At 33.5% G+C, this 15,423-nt stretch carries 16 protein-coding genes; 13 read left to right on the top strand and 3 right to left on the bottom strand.

Translation table 11 applies throughout. The annotated features are described in order from the left end of the window. Window positions 1-20: 20 nt before the first annotated feature. The gene (proS, locus tag PQ963_08375) at window positions 21-1,430 is read right to left on the bottom strand and encodes a proline--tRNA ligase (GenBank protein ID MEN4029678.1); all 1,410 of its coding nucleotides are present in this window, start codon (window positions 1,428-1,430) and stop codon (window positions 21-23) included. 481 nt (window positions 1,431-1,911) lie between these two features. Between proS and PQ963_08370 the strand changes: the two genes are divergently transcribed. The 5 genes from PQ963_08370 (at window position 1,912) to rpiA (ending at window position 6,518) form a co-directional block, all read left to right on the top strand. Continuing rightward, window positions 1,912-3,099 (top strand): ATP-binding protein, encoded by a 1,188-nt coding sequence (locus PQ963_08370; protein ID MEN4029677.1) that lies wholly within the window; start codon window positions 1,912-1,914, stop codon window positions 3,097-3,099. A gap of 316 nt (window positions 3,100-3,415) precedes the next feature. Further along, window positions 3,416-3,640, top strand: a complete 225-nt coding sequence (locus PQ963_08365; protein MEN4029676.1) for a TRAM domain-containing protein — start codon at window positions 3,416-3,418, stop codon at window positions 3,638-3,640. Window positions 3,641-4,268: 628 nt separating this feature from the next. Next, window positions 4,269-5,312, top strand: coding sequence for an NAD(P)-dependent glycerol-1-phosphate dehydrogenase (locus tag PQ963_08360; GenBank protein ID MEN4029675.1), 1,044 nt, complete (start codon window positions 4,269-4,271; stop codon window positions 5,310-5,312). Window positions 5,313-5,402: 90 nt separating this feature from the next. Further along, window positions 5,403-5,831, top strand: coding sequence for a UPF0179 family protein (locus tag PQ963_08355; GenBank protein ID MEN4029674.1), 429 nt, complete (start codon window positions 5,403-5,405; stop codon window positions 5,829-5,831). Window positions 5,832-5,846: 15 nt separating this feature from the next. Further along, complete coding sequence (gene rpiA / locus PQ963_08350; protein MEN4029673.1) at window positions 5,847-6,518, top strand: ribose-5-phosphate isomerase RpiA; 672 nt, start codon at window positions 5,847-5,849, stop codon at window positions 6,516-6,518. Window position 6,519: 1 nt separating this feature from the next. Here rpiA and PQ963_08345 read toward each other — a convergent pair whose 3' ends face one another. Together PQ963_08345 and PQ963_08340 are read right to left on the bottom strand one after the other, a co-directional pair. Then, the gene (locus PQ963_08345; GenBank protein MEN4029672.1) at window positions 6,520-7,899 is read right to left on the bottom strand and encodes a cyclic 2,3-diphosphoglycerate synthase; all 1,380 of its coding nucleotides are present in this window, start codon (window positions 7,897-7,899) and stop codon (window positions 6,520-6,522) included. A gap of 78 nt (window positions 7,900-7,977) precedes the next feature. Continuing rightward, window positions 7,978-8,316, bottom strand: coding sequence for a UPF0058 family protein (locus PQ963_08340; protein MEN4029671.1), 339 nt, complete (start codon window positions 8,314-8,316; stop codon window positions 7,978-7,980). A 287-nt stretch (window positions 8,317-8,603) separates the two neighbouring features. On the opposite strand from PQ963_08340, the gene hisD reads away from it, so the two are divergent. The 8 genes from hisD to PQ963_08300 all read left to right on the top strand — a co-directional run bounded on the left by hisD (window position 8,604) and on the right by PQ963_08300 (window position 15,421). Next, on the top strand, window positions 8,604-9,881 hold the full coding sequence (gene hisD, locus PQ963_08335) for a histidinol dehydrogenase (protein MEN4029670.1): 1,278 nt from the start codon (window positions 8,604-8,606) through the stop codon (window positions 9,879-9,881). Window positions 9,882-9,922: 41 nt separating this feature from the next. Next, window positions 9,923-11,242, top strand: coding sequence for an aspartate--tRNA(Asn) ligase (aspS, locus tag PQ963_08330; protein MEN4029669.1), 1,320 nt, complete (start codon window positions 9,923-9,925; stop codon window positions 11,240-11,242). Window positions 11,243-11,964: 722 nt separating this feature from the next. Beyond that, complete coding sequence (locus tag PQ963_08325) at window positions 11,965-13,077, top strand: FtsX-like permease family protein (protein ID MEN4029668.1); 1,113 nt, start codon at window positions 11,965-11,967, stop codon at window positions 13,075-13,077. After that, window positions 13,029-13,526, top strand: coding sequence for an ATP-binding cassette domain-containing protein (locus PQ963_08320; protein ID MEN4029667.1), 498 nt, complete (start codon window positions 13,029-13,031; stop codon window positions 13,524-13,526). Before PQ963_08325 ends, PQ963_08320 begins: the two co-directional genes overlap by 49 nt. Beyond that, window positions 13,517-13,921, top strand: coding sequence for a hypothetical protein (locus tag PQ963_08315; protein ID MEN4029666.1), 405 nt, complete (start codon window positions 13,517-13,519; stop codon window positions 13,919-13,921). Before PQ963_08320 ends, PQ963_08315 begins: the two co-directional genes overlap by 10 nt. A 24-nt stretch (window positions 13,922-13,945) precedes the next feature. After that, on the top strand, window positions 13,946-14,293 hold the full coding sequence (locus PQ963_08310; protein ID MEN4029665.1) for a hypothetical protein: 348 nt from the start codon (window positions 13,946-13,948) through the stop codon (window positions 14,291-14,293). Window positions 14,294-14,504: 211 nt separating this feature from the next. Continuing rightward, complete coding sequence (locus PQ963_08305; protein ID MEN4029664.1) at window positions 14,505-14,654, top strand: hypothetical protein; 150 nt, start codon at window positions 14,505-14,507, stop codon at window positions 14,652-14,654. Window positions 14,655-15,001: 347 nt separating this feature from the next. Beyond that, entirely contained in the window at window positions 15,002-15,421 is a 420-nt protein-coding gene (locus tag PQ963_08300) for a DUF86 domain-containing protein (GenBank protein MEN4029663.1), read from the top strand. Window positions 15,422-15,423 lie beyond the last annotated feature (2 nt).

Genomic DNA, 15,423 nt, shown 5'->3' with positions numbered 1-15,423 from the left:
TATCACATCACCTTTTTTTACTAATAAGTTTTTGCAATTAAAGTATTGCAGGAGGCAGGTTTTCTGCAGTTAATGCACTGGCCCGGAGATTCATTTTCATCCTGAATTCCTAATATGTCTACTCTAACCTTCTCTTCTAATTCTTTTCCGCATTCTTCATCTCCACACCACCTGAAAGTAACTATACCCTTATGTTCTTCTATTTTTGCTACTACTTCTTCAACAGATTCAGCAGACCTTATGTGCTTATTAAAAGATTCCCATGATCTATCTTTCATGTTCTGGCTAATGTCAGTTAATAATGCCTTAATTTCATGAATAAAATTATCCAAATCAAGGGATATGGTTTCTTTTTCCATTTTATCTCTTCTAAATACCACTGCATTTTTATTTTCAATATCACGAGGCCCTATTTCTATTCTAACCGGTACCCCTTTCATCTCATACTCATAATATTTTTTTCCGGCCCTTATATCTCGCTCGTCAAGATGAACCCTTAAACCTGCTTTCTGCAGATTATCTCTTATTTCTCTGCAGTACTCTAAAACCTCTTCAGCGCCTTTCTTGAATATTATAGGGATAATAACTATCTGGTAAGGTGCTACAGCTGGAGGCAGGCATAGTCCTTTTTCATCGCCGTGAATACCTATAACTGATGCTATAACTCTGTCAGATACTCCATAACATGTCTGATAAACATGTTCATGTTCTCCTTCAGCAGTTTCATAGGTAATATCAAATGTTCTTGCAAATGTCTGACCTAAATTGTGTACGGTTCCAGTTTGAAGAGTCTTACCGTCTGGAAGTATGGTGTCAAATGCCATGGTGTATTCAGCACCAGGGAACTTGTCCCATTGAGGCCTTTTACTGATTGAGTAGGGGATTGCAAGGGTGTCAAAGAATTTTCTGTAAATTTCAAGTGCATTTTGCACCTGTTCTTCACATTCTTCCTTCGTTGCATGCACAGTATGTGCTTCTTTAAATGTGGTGATTTCTCTGACCCTTATAAGAGGTCTTGTGTGTTTGGTTTCGTATCTGAAAGTATTTACAACCTGATAAAATCTGAAAGGAAGATCGCTGTGGGATCTAACCCAGAGTGCAAACATGGGATACATTACAGTTTCACTTGTAGGTCTAAGTGCAAGTTTTTTATTCAGTTTGGTGCGTCCGCCATGGGTAATCCAGTATACTTCTTCTTCAAAACCTTTAACATGAATCGCTTCTTTTGCAAGCTCGTCTTCAGGAATGAGTAGTGGAAAAAGAACCTCCTCGTGGGTTTCATCAAGTATATCCCTTAAAATATCTAAAGTGTGTTTTCTTATTTTAAATCCCTGAGGCTGCCAGACATGCATTCCCTTAACCGGATATCTAACATCGATTATTTCTGCTTCTTCTAAGATATTGTGGAACCATTCGCTGAAATCTGTCATTTATTCACCTTAATCTGATGATAAAAAAGTATGTTTAGAAATTAAATTTATAAGCAATTAATAATATGTAAATAGTTGTTAGTTTAATTATTTAAGATTAAGCATGTATACTAAATAATAGTTTTGGAGTTTAGATTAAAACAGCTCGTGTAAAGAGTCAGGTATCCTCATCTTTAATACACGCCTAAATCTTGATATGTACTCAACTAATTTATCTAAAAAAGCGTAATTCATTCAATTTAATCTATTACTTAGCTAAATACCTTTAAAGAGTAAACTTGTGTAAATAATTTAACTTTTTATTTTAGTGTATTTAAATTCATTAGTGTAATTAAGTAAACTATTAAACTAAGTGAAATAAAATACACTAATGTAACTAACTAAACTTTAAATTATAGTGCATTTAAATTCATTAGTGTAATTAAGTAAACTATTAAACTAAGTGAAATAAAATACACTATTGAACTAAAAGGCGGATCATATGCCAATTTTACCATTAGGAATTCCTACTAATTTAGATAAATATTTTTATAATCGTGAAAAAGAGTTAATAACGCTCAAATCCTTTTTAAATACACTCAATTATGATGTAGCTAACCAAATATTAGTTACAGGACATAGAGGTGTTGGTAAATCATTTTTATTGAAGAAATTATTAACCGAATTACCAGATAACATTCTCACAGCGTATATAGACATATCGAAAATATTTGGGATTCAAAAGGGTAAGATAACAGAAGAATTAATAATGAATAGCCTTTTAGAGGCGATGAATGAGTCATTAAGAGAAAATATGGATGACTTGCAGAAAGCATATACAATCGTTAAAGATCTTATAAGAAAAATTAGGCAGAAAAAATTTGATTTTAAAGAAGCAGGGGCAGCTATGGGAATAGCAATTCCTGATATCAAGGATAATTATGAAAAACTCAGTAAATTTGTAATGGAATTCCCTCAAAGGGTAGTTGAGCTTTCAAATGGAGAAGTAAATGGCTTTGTAATAGTGATAGATGAATTCCAATTTATAGGTGAATTAGAATCCCCTGAAGCATTTTTCTGGATGTTTAGAAGTTATACGCAAGGACAAGATAATGTAAGTTATATTTTTACAGGTTCAACTTCATCATCCAGTGATATTGTAAATAAAATAAATGGTATAAGCGGGGCTTTTGGCGGTAGAATGACCCAATATACCGTTGATCCATTTACAATGGAAGAAACTGAAGGTTATTTAAAAGAGAAGGTATCAGAGTTAAAGTTTACTGAAAAGGGTTTAAATAGATTTTATAAATGTACAAGAGGATATCCTGCTTATATAAACAGTTTTTGTAATACTATGTCTGGAGATGTAGAATATGACGATGAAATGGTTATTCAGACATTTTATGAAAAAATTGAGCAAATTGCTGTTATGTGGACATCAATATGGGCTACACTTTCATATAAAGAAAAAGATATTATTACAACAGTTATTGAAAATGGACCATTGAGTTGGAGTGATTTACTATCTAAAGTAGACTTTTCCAATAAAACACTGGCAAAATATGTAAATATAATAAAAAATAAGGGCATACTGTCCCATTCAGAAAAAAAATATATGATTGATGATCATATGTTGTCAGCATGGCTTAAATATAAAAAAGATCAGGATGGATTCTATCCTCCTTAATTTACTTTGTTTAACTCGACAATTTTTAGCCACAAGGTCATTATATTTAATTGAATAATAAAAAATTCAAAAATTAATTTGATATTATTGGCATGACAATTGTATTACCAAATGCAATATAGGTAGATGCTATTTATTATATTTAAGAACTCCGTAACTATGCATTAAGTAATTAATGTGAAAAAAAGCTAAAATTAAACTTTTAAAGCAATAAATTAATCTTTTTCTTTATTTTTTTCAAATACATCATTTTATATAGTATCAAAAATAGAAAGTTATTCATGCCTTTTTTAGGTCATATTAAGGATGTGAAAAATTGTTTAAAAATAATTACGGAAGAGATAATTACTCAAATTCAGCTCCTGTAAACGAAGGAGAAGAATACGATGTTAAAATAGAAGATATGGGAAGAGATGGAGACGGAATTGCTAAAGTAGAAGGTTTCATAGTTTTTGTAAATGGAGCCAAAGTAGGCGATGAAGTTAAAATTAGAATTACTTCCACAAGAAGAAATTTTGCTTTTGCAGACGTAGTAGAATAGCTTAATTTAAGTTTTAAGTTAATTTTTAATGCTCCTAATCTGTATTAATGCTTTAAATTATAATATAATTACATTAAAGGTTTTTATTATAATTAAGATAATGTCTTAATTATCAAACCCGGGTCACGAGCTTTTAAAATTTAATTTTCATTTAAATTTATCTTTTTTTTAAAACCTAACGCACACAGGTCAAAATTAATCTTAAAATCTTTCTTTTTACAAGCAAAATGTATTAGCTTTTAATTTATTTAATTTTAACTTCAATTGTTCTTTGTCAAATTTAAGTTTATTTGGTTTTTATTCGTTAAACTCGACTATTTTTAGCCACAGGGTCTTATATTATTAAGTGGTAATTAAAAAAAATGAAAGAATAACTATAATTCTAATGCTGAGTTATATTAATTGGGGATAGAATTGGTTAGAAAATACAAAATAGGATCATTATTGATTGAAAAGCTATTATAATGCGTCCATATACTTCGTTATATAACAGATGAGGAGCTCAAACTTATAACCTAAAACTAATGATAAAGATATAAAGTAATGTATTTAATGAATATGTTTTAATCCATTCTAAACATACTTTTATTTCAATGACTACTGATAATAGTTTTGGAGTTAAATTAAAATGAATTTCAGAAAAATTCAATTACCAAGAGAAATCCACACAGGTGCGGGCGTAATTGAAAATACAGGTTCCATCTGTAAAGATTTAATGTTTGAAGGCAGGGTTTTAGTGGTAACTGGACCAAACACTCTTAAGATTGGTGGAGAAAAAGTTATAGAAAGTCTTCAAAATGAAGGGTTTTCTGTGGAAACACTTGTCATTGATAAAGCTTCAGAAGATGTTGTTTTACAGGTTCAGGACGTTGCTCAGGATGTGTCTGTAGTTTTAGGAGTGGGTGGTGGAAAAATCATTGACTCAGCAAAACTTGCATCCACAAGAAACAGAATTCAATTTATCAGTGTTCCAACTGCAGCTTCACATGATGGAATTGCATCACCAAGGGCATCTATAAGAAGTGGAGAAGGATCAGTATCTCTTGAGGCTCAAGCACCTATTGGGGTTATTGCAGATACAGAAATAATCAGTAAAGCTCCTTTTAGACTGCTTGCAGCAGGTTGTGGGGATATAGTGTCCAATTACACTGCTGTTTTGGACTGGAAGTTAGCATATAGGCTTTTAAATGAGTATTACAGCGATTCTGCATCAGCTTTATCTCTCATGACTGCTAAAATGACTTTAGAATCTGCTGATGCCATAAAAGAAGGCCTTATTGAAAGTGCAGCCCTTGTGGTTAAAGCTTTAATAAGCAGCGGAATGGCTATAAGCATCGCCGGTACAAGCAGACCAGCAAGTGGTTCTGAACATAAATTCAGTCATGCTTTAGATATTATTTCACCTAAGCCAGCGTTACATGGGGAACAATGCGGTTTAGGCACTATAATGATGATGTATCTTCATGGTGGGGACTGGAGATACATAAGAGATACTTTAAAAACTATAAAAGCTCCGACCACATCTTATGAGATAGGAATTGACCCAAAATATATTATTGAAGCTCTTACTATGGCACACACGATTAGGAAAGAAAGATATACCATACTTGGAGATAGAGGACTTACAGAAGATGCAGCAGAGGAAATTGCAAGAGCTACAGGAGTTATATAGGTTTAATTGTACTGAATGAAGCCATATGAGGGATATAGTTTTGCGGCATCAGACAGTAAAATTTTACAGGATGTTTATCGGAGGGAAATAATGATTACTCTTATTGGAATAAAACTTGCAGAAAAAGGACTTAAATTTATGTATTATGGGCCTTCTGCAGAATGTGAAGAATGCAGATTTAAAAGTACGTGTATAGATTCCTTAGAAGAGGGGAGAATGTATATAATCACTGATGTAAAGGAAACCGAGCATCCGTGTCCTGTACATGAATTAGGAAAGGTTAAAGTAGTTGAAGCTGAAAGAGCAGATATTACAGCACTTGTTGATTCAAAAAAAGCATTTGAAGGGTCTGTGCTGATTTTTGAATTTCCAGAGTGTGACAGCGAATGTACAATGAAAGATCTATGTTTCCCTGAAGGTTTATATGGTGGAGATAAATGCAAAATAATAAAAACTATGGGAAAATCTCCTGATAAATGTGTTAAAGGTTTAAATCTTTCTTTAGTTCTTTTAAAATGAGTAAAGAGGTTTATTATGGAACTTAAAAAAATAGCAGGATATGCTGCTGCAGAATTAATCGAAGATGGAATTGTTGTTGGACTTGGAACCGGGTCTACAACTCATTATCTGATAGAAAGGTTAGGACAACGAATAAAGGAGGATAAGCTGGACATATTAGGAGTACCTACATCATATCATTCATTTTTGCTTGCAAAAGATGCCGGAATTAAAATTACCACTCTTGACGAACATTCTATCGATATTGCAGTTGATGGTGCAGATGAAGTTGATAAGGACTTTAATTTGATTAAAGGAGGGGGAGCTGCACACACACTGGAAAAAATAGTTGATGAGTCAGCTAAAAAGTTTGTGGTGGTTGTGGATGATTCAAAGTTAGTAGAATCTCTCGGAAAATTTCCTGTTCCTCTTGAAGTGATCCCACAGGCCCGCAGAACAGTGAGTGATCATATAAAAGCCTTTAATGGAATTCCATCTTTAAGAATGGCCCAAAATAAAGACGGGCCAGTTATAACAGACAACTGCAATTTTGTTATTGACGTTAAATTCAACATTATTGATAATCCTGCAGTTTTAGAAAAAGAACTTAATGCAATCCCTGGAGTTGTTGAAAATGGAATATTTGCAGGGATTGTAGATGAAGTTATTGTAGGGACACCTGAAGGTGTAAAAATTTTAAAAAAGTAAATTATTTAAAATTAAAATCTTCTATGGCATCATCAACAACTTTTATAATGGCTTCAGGCAGGCTTCCATAATCTCCTTCAATTACATGAGGGATATTATCACAGTAGACCACACCCAAACCTGCTTCAAGAGCGTCTTTAGTTGCAACATCTACTGCGGCAGCTTTAAGTTCTGTAAGCATTGTGTCAACATCGTCGATATATTTTTCAATGTCTTTTTGAAGCAAAGGCCTGTTAGAAAGGTGGGGTGTTGTACCAACCACTTTACAGCCGTAATTTTCTTCAAGATGATTGATAAGGACATCTTTAATTGAATCAGGTGCTGTTGTTGCAAAAAGTATATTTTTATTACTTATATCTTCAAGGGGTTTTGGTCTAAAGACAGTTGGAATAACCTCTGCTTGTGGATTGATGTCATTTATAAATTCTATTATGGAATTAACCTTTTCTTTACTGGCCATTGGCTCTTCGCACATGGTAAGAATTATCAGATCTCCTAATTGTATCCTGAATGGTCCAAAGAACTTTTCTATGTTTATCAGAGGCTGATTTGCCCCTACAAGTACTATGTGTTTGTTTGTTTTGATTGGAGGAACTGCTGCTCCGCTTCCTTCCATAATCACAAAATCTGCTTCTACCTCGTTAGCAAGCTCAGCTCCCTTTTTTGTGTTGGTGATGAAGACATCTCCAGCCATTCCGCCGCCGCATCTTCTACATCCAATAGTTAAAATCCTGCTCATGAGTGCATCTTCCCAGTGATCTGAAGCGGCATGAATTCCCTTATCTGACTGCTCCATCAAATATTGTGGAGTAATTTTAATCAGGTCACCGCGGACAATTTCAGGTTTTTCAGGCCCTCCCCTACCCATTGCAACTATGCAGGGATTATATTCTCTTTTATGAATTAAACGGGCTGCATAAGCTGAAACTGCTGTTTTACCTATTCTTTTTCCTGTACCCAGAATTTTAAGAGATGGTTTTTTTAATACATCGTGTTCTGTAAGTGGATAAAATTTAAAGTCAGGCCCCTCATATACAATTCCTTTTTGAAGAACGATACTTGCAATGTTAAAACGTTTTGAATAATCAACTATTGGCTCGTCGCTTAAATCCATTACCACATCTGCATCGTATTTTTCGATCATTTCTTCTATAAGATCGTATGGTATTTTGTGATAATCGTCACCAAAGTGCACTGGCCTTTCCATCTTTTCTGAGATCCCCTCTTCTGAAGCTTCTCTTAATTTTTCAGTTCCGCCTATAAAAACAACGCCCACCACTTCATTATGCTCTAAACTGTCCAGCACATCTAAAGCAGATTTTGTAACTGGTAAATAGTGTTCTCCATCTACTAAACAAATCATTTTCCTTAGTTTATTCATAATCATACCTTCTTTAATAAAATATAAAGTATGTTGGAATTAAGAAGTTAATATAGTTATTTATGGAGTGATACAAAATCAGATTATTTCCAGATTTTGATTTTTTTCATATTTCAAGACATTATCTTCATGCATACGTATCAATTCCTTTTTTGACCGCTTTACAAGTTCTGATAATCCATTTGAAACGTTGGGGAGTGGTTTTCTATTATTTTTCTTTGCGACAAGTTCAGAAATCAATTCAGATAAAACAAAAATAGCATATTTATGTTCGGCTTTTGTTCTGTGGATGTGATGCGGGCTTATATTAAGACGGAAATATTCCTCACATTCATCTTTAACTTCATATTCATCTTCTAAATATTTTAAAACATATACCAAAAATTGATGTAATTGTATAAGTTCGTCTTTATACATATTTACCGAGCCCCTCCATTTATACTTAAAAATTAAGTTGCATGTTATATATATGTTATATATAGGTTGTTATTGTTGTGATACACTACACAAAGCACAGGAAAAAACAAATGTGAATATTTTGACGGTTTAACTTCAAGCTGAATATCATTTAATTTTCATAGATGATATAGTTTTGGATAGTAAAACGTTAATTAGTAATACTACTTAAAATAAAATTAATACAAAATGCTTTTGTTTTTTAAGTAAATATTTAAATCTAATTCAACAATTAAGATTGTGGTACAATGGAAATAGTGAAACTTGGAAGTTCAGTGAGAAATAAACTCCTGGAACGCTCAAAAATCGATGCTGATGGTGTAATAAACGTTGTAAGTGAAGTGGTTAGCAATGTAAGGCTGCATGGGGACATTTCACTTAAAAGTTACACTCAGAAATTTGACAATGTCAAAATTGAAAAATTTAAAGTTAGTCAGGATGAGATAGAAAGAAGCTATAATAATGTGGATAAAAAGGTACTTGAAGCATTAAAAAAAGCTGCAAGGAACATTGAAAAATTTCATAAAGCTCAAATTCCAAAGGAATGGTTTAAAGAACTTGATAAAGGGATCAGTGCTGGCCAGATCATCCGTCCCATTGAAATTATTGGCTGTTATATACCAGGGGGACGTGCAGTATATCCTTCATCAGTCTTAATGACAGTAATACCTGCAAAAATCGCCGGGGTTAGTAAAATTGTCTGCTGTACACCACCAACACCTGAAGGCAGTGTAAACGACATGGTACTTGTAGCAGCAGATATTGCAGGAGCAGATGAAATATACAAAGCTGGAGGTTCACAGGCAATTGCAGCAATGGCATTTGGGACTGAATCCATTCCTAAAGTTGATAAAATAGTGGGGCCTGGAAATATATTTGTTACAGCTGCTAAAAAATTAGTTTACGGTGAGGTAGATATAGATTTCCCTGCAGGACCCTCTGAAGTGCTTATAATAGCAGACGAAACTGGTAATGCAGAGTACATTGCTTTTGACATGCTGGCTCAGGCAGAACATGATCCTGATGCAGCATCAGTGCTTATTACCAATTCAGGTGACCTGGCTTACAGTGTAAATGAAATCATTTCAGGGAACATTAAATATATGAAAAGAAGTAAAATAATAGAGGAATCCCTTGAAAAATACGGTAAAATTATAGTTACTGATTCTATTGATGAGATGATAGAATTTACAAATGATTATGCCCCAGAACATCTAATAATTATGACAGAAGACCCTGAAAATGTCCTTAAAAATATTAAAAATGCAGGTTCTATATTTTTAGGGGAATTAACACCTGTTGCTGCTGGAGATTATGGTACAGGTACTAACCATGTTCTTCCAACATCTAAAAATGCTAGAATGCACTCTGGACTTTCAACAGAATCTTTTATTAGAAAACCAACTGTTCAAAAACTTTCAGAAGAAGGAATTTTGAATTTAAAAGATGTTGTAGTGACTCTTGCAGAATATGAGGGGCTTTTTGCTCATGCAGAATCATTTAAAAAAAGAATATCAAAGAAGTAACATTTAAAAAATCTGCTTAACTTATTTTAGAGGTGAATTAATTGACAGATTCATTGGAAAATTGGAGAAGAACTCATTACTCAAAGAGAATAAATCCAGAAATTAGTGGAGAAGAGATCAAAGTTATGGGATGGATTCATGAAATAAGAGACCTTGGAGGAATTATTTTTCTCCTTTTAAGAGACAGAGATGGAACAATCCAGATTACAGCACCAAGTAAGAAAATATCAAAGGAATTACTTGAAGAAATAAGGAGCTTAAGGAAAGAATCAGTAATCGCAGTTAAAGGAATGGTTCAGGAGTCAGCAAAAGCTCCTGGCGGATACGAAATCATTCCAAACGAACTGAAATTACTGAACGAATCAAAATTACCCCTTCCACTGGATACAACAGAAAAAGTAAGAGCAGAAATTGACACGCGTCTTGATTCAAGATATATTGATCTTAGAAGGGCGTCTGTAAATGCAATATTCAAGATAAAAAGCAGAATGCTCCACTCAGTGAGATTATTCCTTGAAGAAGGAGAATTTATAGAGATAAACACTCCAAAGCTTGTTGGATCAGCTACTGAAGGTGGGACAGAACTTTTCCCAATAACCTACTTTGAAAGGGAAGCTTTCCTTGGGCAGAGCCCTCAGCTCTATAAACAGATGATGATGGCCACAGGACTTGATAAAGTATACGAAATTGCTCCAATATTTAGAGCAGAAGAGCATGATACCCTCAGACACTTAAATGAGGTTATTTCCATTGATATTGAAGCATCATTCTGTGATCAGGAAGATGTAATGAAAATACTTGAAGGGATGGTACACACAGTCCTTGGAGATGTTGCTAATTACTGTGAAGATGAATTAAAGCTTCTTGGAGTGGATTTAGAAATTCCAGACATTCCTTTTGATAGAATTGATTACGACGACGTTGTAGATATTGTAAATTCAAAGGAAGTTAACATGAGGCACGGTGAAGACTTATCAAGGGCGGCTGAAAAGGTAATAGGCGAACATATGGATAATTATTATTTTATAACTGGATGGCCGACAGATATAAAGCCATTCTATGTAATGCCAGACGATGAAGACCCTGTAAAGAGCTGTGCATTTGACCTGATGTACAAAGACATTGAAATATCTTCAGGCGCTCAAAGGGTGCATAAACATGATCTTTTAGTGGAGAGAATTAAAAAACAGGGCTTAAACCCGGCATCATTTGAAAGATACCTTGCAGCATTTGAATATGGAATGCCACCACATGCTGGATGGGGATTAGGGGCTGAAAGGTTCACAATGTGTATTACAGGAGCTAAAAATATCAGGGAAACTGTTTTATTTCCGAGGGATAGGAGAAGGCTTACCCCATAAATTTAGAAATTCAACAGCTAAAATCATTAATAGAAATTATCCTAATAAAGAATCTAACTGTGATTCAATGGCATTTTTACATGCCTCTATTGTAAAGGAGATTTAAAAGAAGTTAATAGTTACCTGAAATGCTTAAATTGTGATTTAAATTCCCTATAATAGATAATATACCTGATTTTTTGCAGGAAGGCATTGAATCAGAACGAAAGAAAATAATAAAAGCTGCTGACAGATTATCTGTAATTTACGAAGATGAACCATGTTTTGAAAAAGGATGGTAAACTGGCTGTTAACGATACTATTCTATTTAATATCTTATTTAGCATTTAGCTAAAATAATTCTTTATTTTTAAGCCATTTTAAGTTTTTAACAAAATTTCAAGCATTTTTTTTCAACTATTTCTGATATTTAGTTAAACTTAAAATTAATAGACTTACTAAAAGTTAGTTTTAAATTATTAAAATTAAATAGTATGTATGTGGTGATCGAATGTCAAGAGTGGTTTCTGAATACAAAGAAAAGGGATAATTAGGGATGACATTGACACAAATATTCTTGCTAGGCTCATAACAGCACTTTATACTGACATAGCAATGCAGCTAGTTATGGGATATGATAAATCAAAGATTCATGAAACCTGGACCAAAGCCCTGTCAGGATATTAAGGAAATAATAACACTTTAAATTAGAATGATAATAAAAAATAGGGGGCTGATCCTATATGGATATTAAAGAGCACATTTTTGGAATGACTCTTAAAAGTGTCTTTAGAAGAAAATTAAGAAGTGGATTAACAATTCTAAGCATTATTATTGGTATCATGCTGGTAACATCTCTTTTAATGCTGGCGAATGGTATGGTAACTCAATTTCAGCAGATAACTGGAGGAGATGATTTTGTTATATTGGATCGAGATGCACCTGACCTCATAATAAGTAGAGTGGATATAGCTACAAAAAATGATATAGAAAATATTAACGGTGTTTACAGTGTTTCTGCAATGACATTTTCATTAACCCGTCTGAAAGACAGACCATTTGTCATTATCATCGGAGCAAATCCTAACGAGCACGCTATTAAACAATTCAACATAACTAACGGAAGAACACTGCAACCCAATGATAAGGGCAAAATCATAATAGGGAGAACTATGTCTGCTGGAGAAGGATTGAATGTAGGGGATACTGTGCATATACATGATTCCTCCTTTGAAATTGTTGGAATATACGAAACAGGAAATCCTATCCATGATGGTGGGGGAGTTATTCCATTAAATGAAGCTCAATACATTTTTGGTATGGAAAACGAAGCTTCCATGTTAAGTGTGAAGGTTGAAGATCTTAACCAGCTTGGTGATATCAGATCCCGGATAGAGAACAGGTTTCCACAACTTATAACTCTTAAAGGTCCAGAAGTGGCAGCCCAACAGCAAGATGTTCAAATAATTCAAGGTGGCTCATCTTTGATAGCTTTGATTGCTATTGTTGTAAGCAGTATGGTAGTTATGAACACCATGGTAATGTCTGTAATGGAGAGAACACGAGAAATTGGAGTATTAAGAGCGATTGGATGGAAAAAGAAAAAGATAATATCCATGGTTCTTAAAGAAGCTCTCATTATCAGCATCATCGGAGGTGTTTTAGGCATCGTGCTTGCAATCGGTGTGGTAAATGTGCTGGTTCATGCAGCTGAACTTCCTATAGCTCTACCTATCACTGCAGATTTAGTGATATTAATCTTCTTAATTGCTATAATTGTCGGTGTTTTAGGTGGATTTTATCCTGCATGGCGCGCTTCAAAAATGAGTCCTATGGAAGCATTATCCAGGGAATAGGAGAGGATAATATGTTCCTTAAAACTACTAATTTAACTAAACAGTTTGGTGAAGTAATTGCAGTAAATGGAGTTAATCTTAAGATTGATCAAGGTGAATTTGTCTCTATTATGGGTCCTTCTGGTTCAGGGAAAACCACACTTCTAACATTAATTGGAGCACTGGATTTTTTCACATCAGGGGATATTATCATCGATGGTGAAAGCTTATCGTCCATTAAAGACATGGATAACTTCAGATCAAAAAAAGTAGGGTTTATTTTTCAATTTCATAATCTCATAAGTTATCTTACTGCACTGGAAAATGTAGAACTTCCTTTACATGGATTGTTGCCAATATCCAAACGACGGGCCAAAGCTGCAGAGCTATTGAATCTTGGGGGGCTTGGAAATAGAATGCATCATATTCCTCACAGCTTTCAGGAGGGGAACGGCAGAGAGTGGCAATAGCCAGGGCTTTAGTGAATGATCCTGTTTTAGTATTGGCAGATGAACCTACTGGACAATTAGACTCTAATACAACTGTAGAGATTATGGAACTAATGAAAAAAATCAATCAAGAACAGAAAACCACTTTTATTGTGGTTACACATGATCCTGAAGTAGCAAAAAGAACAAAAAGAATCATATTTTTGAAGGATGGTAAGATTTCGCGAGAAGAGTTTGTAAAAAGCGCTTCTATCGAAGATATAATGATCTTTAAAAATTCAACTTTAGGACGTCAAATTCTTCAAAAAGAGTCAACTGACCCATATATAGAAAAACTCGGATTATTTAAGGATGGAAAATTAACTAAAGAAGGAGAATTACTCCTTTCATTATTCTATAAAACAGAAAAATTATAGAATAAAATAAAGGAGTGGAGATTTATGTCTGAAGATAAACTTAGTCTTTTGGTAAGGGACTCAAATGCTAACACGTCTTTGAAGAATATGTTTGAGATTTGTCCTGAGTGTGGAACAAATAAGATATATAATGCACTCCAATTTGCATTAGCTCAACAAGTTCCATGTTTAGCATGCCCTGAGGATAATCAAGAGTTTCTTGGATATTTCAGGAAAGCACTTTCTGAAACTGTAATTACCTGGGAAATGCTCATAGATTTTTTGAAAAAAACACCCATAAATCCAAAAAAATTAGTTTTGACCTTAAAAAGTATGGCTACATTTGGAATAACTACTTCAGCTACTCTGCCTGCTCCTTTCCAGGTAGTTTAGGACTTCACTCATAGATACAATATCAAAACTTGCAAACAATGTCATGCATCTACATTAGATTTTAATTTTAGCATGAAATTTTCATATTCTTAAAAGTAACTTTTCATTTTTTAACGCCATCGGTGGTTAGTTCGATCAAACCAACCTAAACTCTTTTTATAGTAGAATCCATATAAAATAAAACAACTTAATTTGGAGGCTTGATGAATTTATGCACAGCCATATAAATATAAAGAAAGAAGAAAGAAAAAAAGTTTCTATCATAAAAAAGAAGGCTGAAATTGAGCCCGAACTCAATCCAGAATATATAAAAAAGATTAAACGGATTGAAAAAGCAAATAAAAAAACCAATCATCATTAAAAATATTGACGATCTATTCCTAAAAGAATAAAACTCCTATTTTCTTTTCTGATTTAAATGTATAAAATTGCCTTTGATCCATCTTTTCAAGATATTATAAATAAACTGAAAAAAAGAGAGCCCCAAAGCTATAATAATGTCATATCTAAGATTAAACAAATTGCCATAATTTTAGAAACAAATACAAACCATTGTAAAAATCTTAGAGATCCTTAGAGATGTATAAAAGGGTGCATGTCAATAAATTTTATTGGAAAAAAATAATATATTATACAGATAAATCCAGATAAAAAAGTGTGTAAGTTCAAAAAATTAGGGTTTTTACAGCTTTAAACAGGGAGAATCTCATGGATAAAGAAAGGATTTATGCAAAGATGGATGAAATGGAGCAATATCTTAAAGAACTCCAGGAGATTATCCCAGATTCTTTTGAAAGCTACAAAGCCAGTATTGAAAAAAAGAGGGCGATTGAAAGGCTTCTTCAGATAACAATCGAGGCGGTAATGGATATCTGTGCCATGTTAGTAAAGGAATTACGATTAGGATTACCGTCTGTTGAGGAAGATTTCCTTGAAAAGTTAAAGGAAAATGTGCTGGACCCTTCACTGGTGGAAAAACTAAAGGAAATGAAAGGTTTTAGGAACATCCTTGTTCATGGTTACTCAAAGATAGAAGATGATAAAGTTTTTGAAATTCTAAGCAAAAAACTTGAGGATTTTCAGGATTTCAAAATGGAGGTTCTGGAGTTTTTAGGGAAAATTAGATGAAA

Origin of the sequence: Methanobacterium sp. (assembly GCA_039666455.1) — an archaeon.
In the GTDB taxonomy this organism is placed as follows: domain Archaea; phylum Methanobacteriota; class Methanobacteria; order Methanobacteriales; family Methanobacteriaceae; genus Methanobacterium_D.
This window is presented reverse-complemented; position numbering and strand designations above follow the sequence as displayed.

Excerpts from the sequence above, each read along its gene's own strand:
- hisD (MEN4029670.1), top strand. The coding sequence starts at position 8,604 with ATGGAAATAGTGAAACTTGGAAGTTCAGTGAGAAATAAACTCCTGGAA.
- PQ963_08360 (MEN4029675.1), top strand. The coding sequence starts at position 4,269 with ATGAATTTCAGAAAAATTCAATTACCAAGAGAAATCCACACAGGTGCG.
- PQ963_08310 (MEN4029665.1), top strand. The coding sequence starts at position 13,946 with ATGTCTGAAGATAAACTTAGTCTTTTGGTAAGGGACTCAAATGCTAAC.
- PQ963_08300 (MEN4029663.1), top strand. The coding sequence starts at position 15,002 with ATGGATAAAGAAAGGATTTATGCAAAGATGGATGAAATGGAGCAATAT.
- PQ963_08370 (MEN4029677.1), top strand. The coding sequence starts at position 1,912 with ATGCCAATTTTACCATTAGGAATTCCTACTAATTTAGATAAATATTTT.
- PQ963_08340 (MEN4029671.1), bottom strand. The coding sequence starts at position 8,316 with ATGTATAAAGACGAACTTATACAATTACATCAATTTTTGGTATATGTT.
- PQ963_08345 (MEN4029672.1), bottom strand. The coding sequence starts at position 7,899 with ATGAATAAACTAAGGAAAATGATTTGTTTAGTAGATGGAGAACACTAT.
- PQ963_08320 (MEN4029667.1), top strand. The coding sequence starts at position 13,029 with ATGGCGCGCTTCAAAAATGAGTCCTATGGAAGCATTATCCAGGGAATA.
- PQ963_08325 (MEN4029668.1), top strand. The coding sequence starts at position 11,965 with ATGGATATTAAAGAGCACATTTTTGGAATGACTCTTAAAAGTGTCTTT.
- proS (MEN4029678.1), bottom strand. The coding sequence starts at position 1,430 with ATGACAGATTTCAGCGAATGGTTCCACAATATCTTAGAAGAAGCAGAA.
- PQ963_08355 (MEN4029674.1), top strand. The coding sequence starts at position 5,403 with ATGATTACTCTTATTGGAATAAAACTTGCAGAAAAAGGACTTAAATTT.
- rpiA (MEN4029673.1), top strand. The coding sequence starts at position 5,847 with ATGGAACTTAAAAAAATAGCAGGATATGCTGCTGCAGAATTAATCGAA.
- PQ963_08305 (MEN4029664.1), top strand. The coding sequence starts at position 14,505 with ATGCACAGCCATATAAATATAAAGAAAGAAGAAAGAAAAAAAGTTTCT.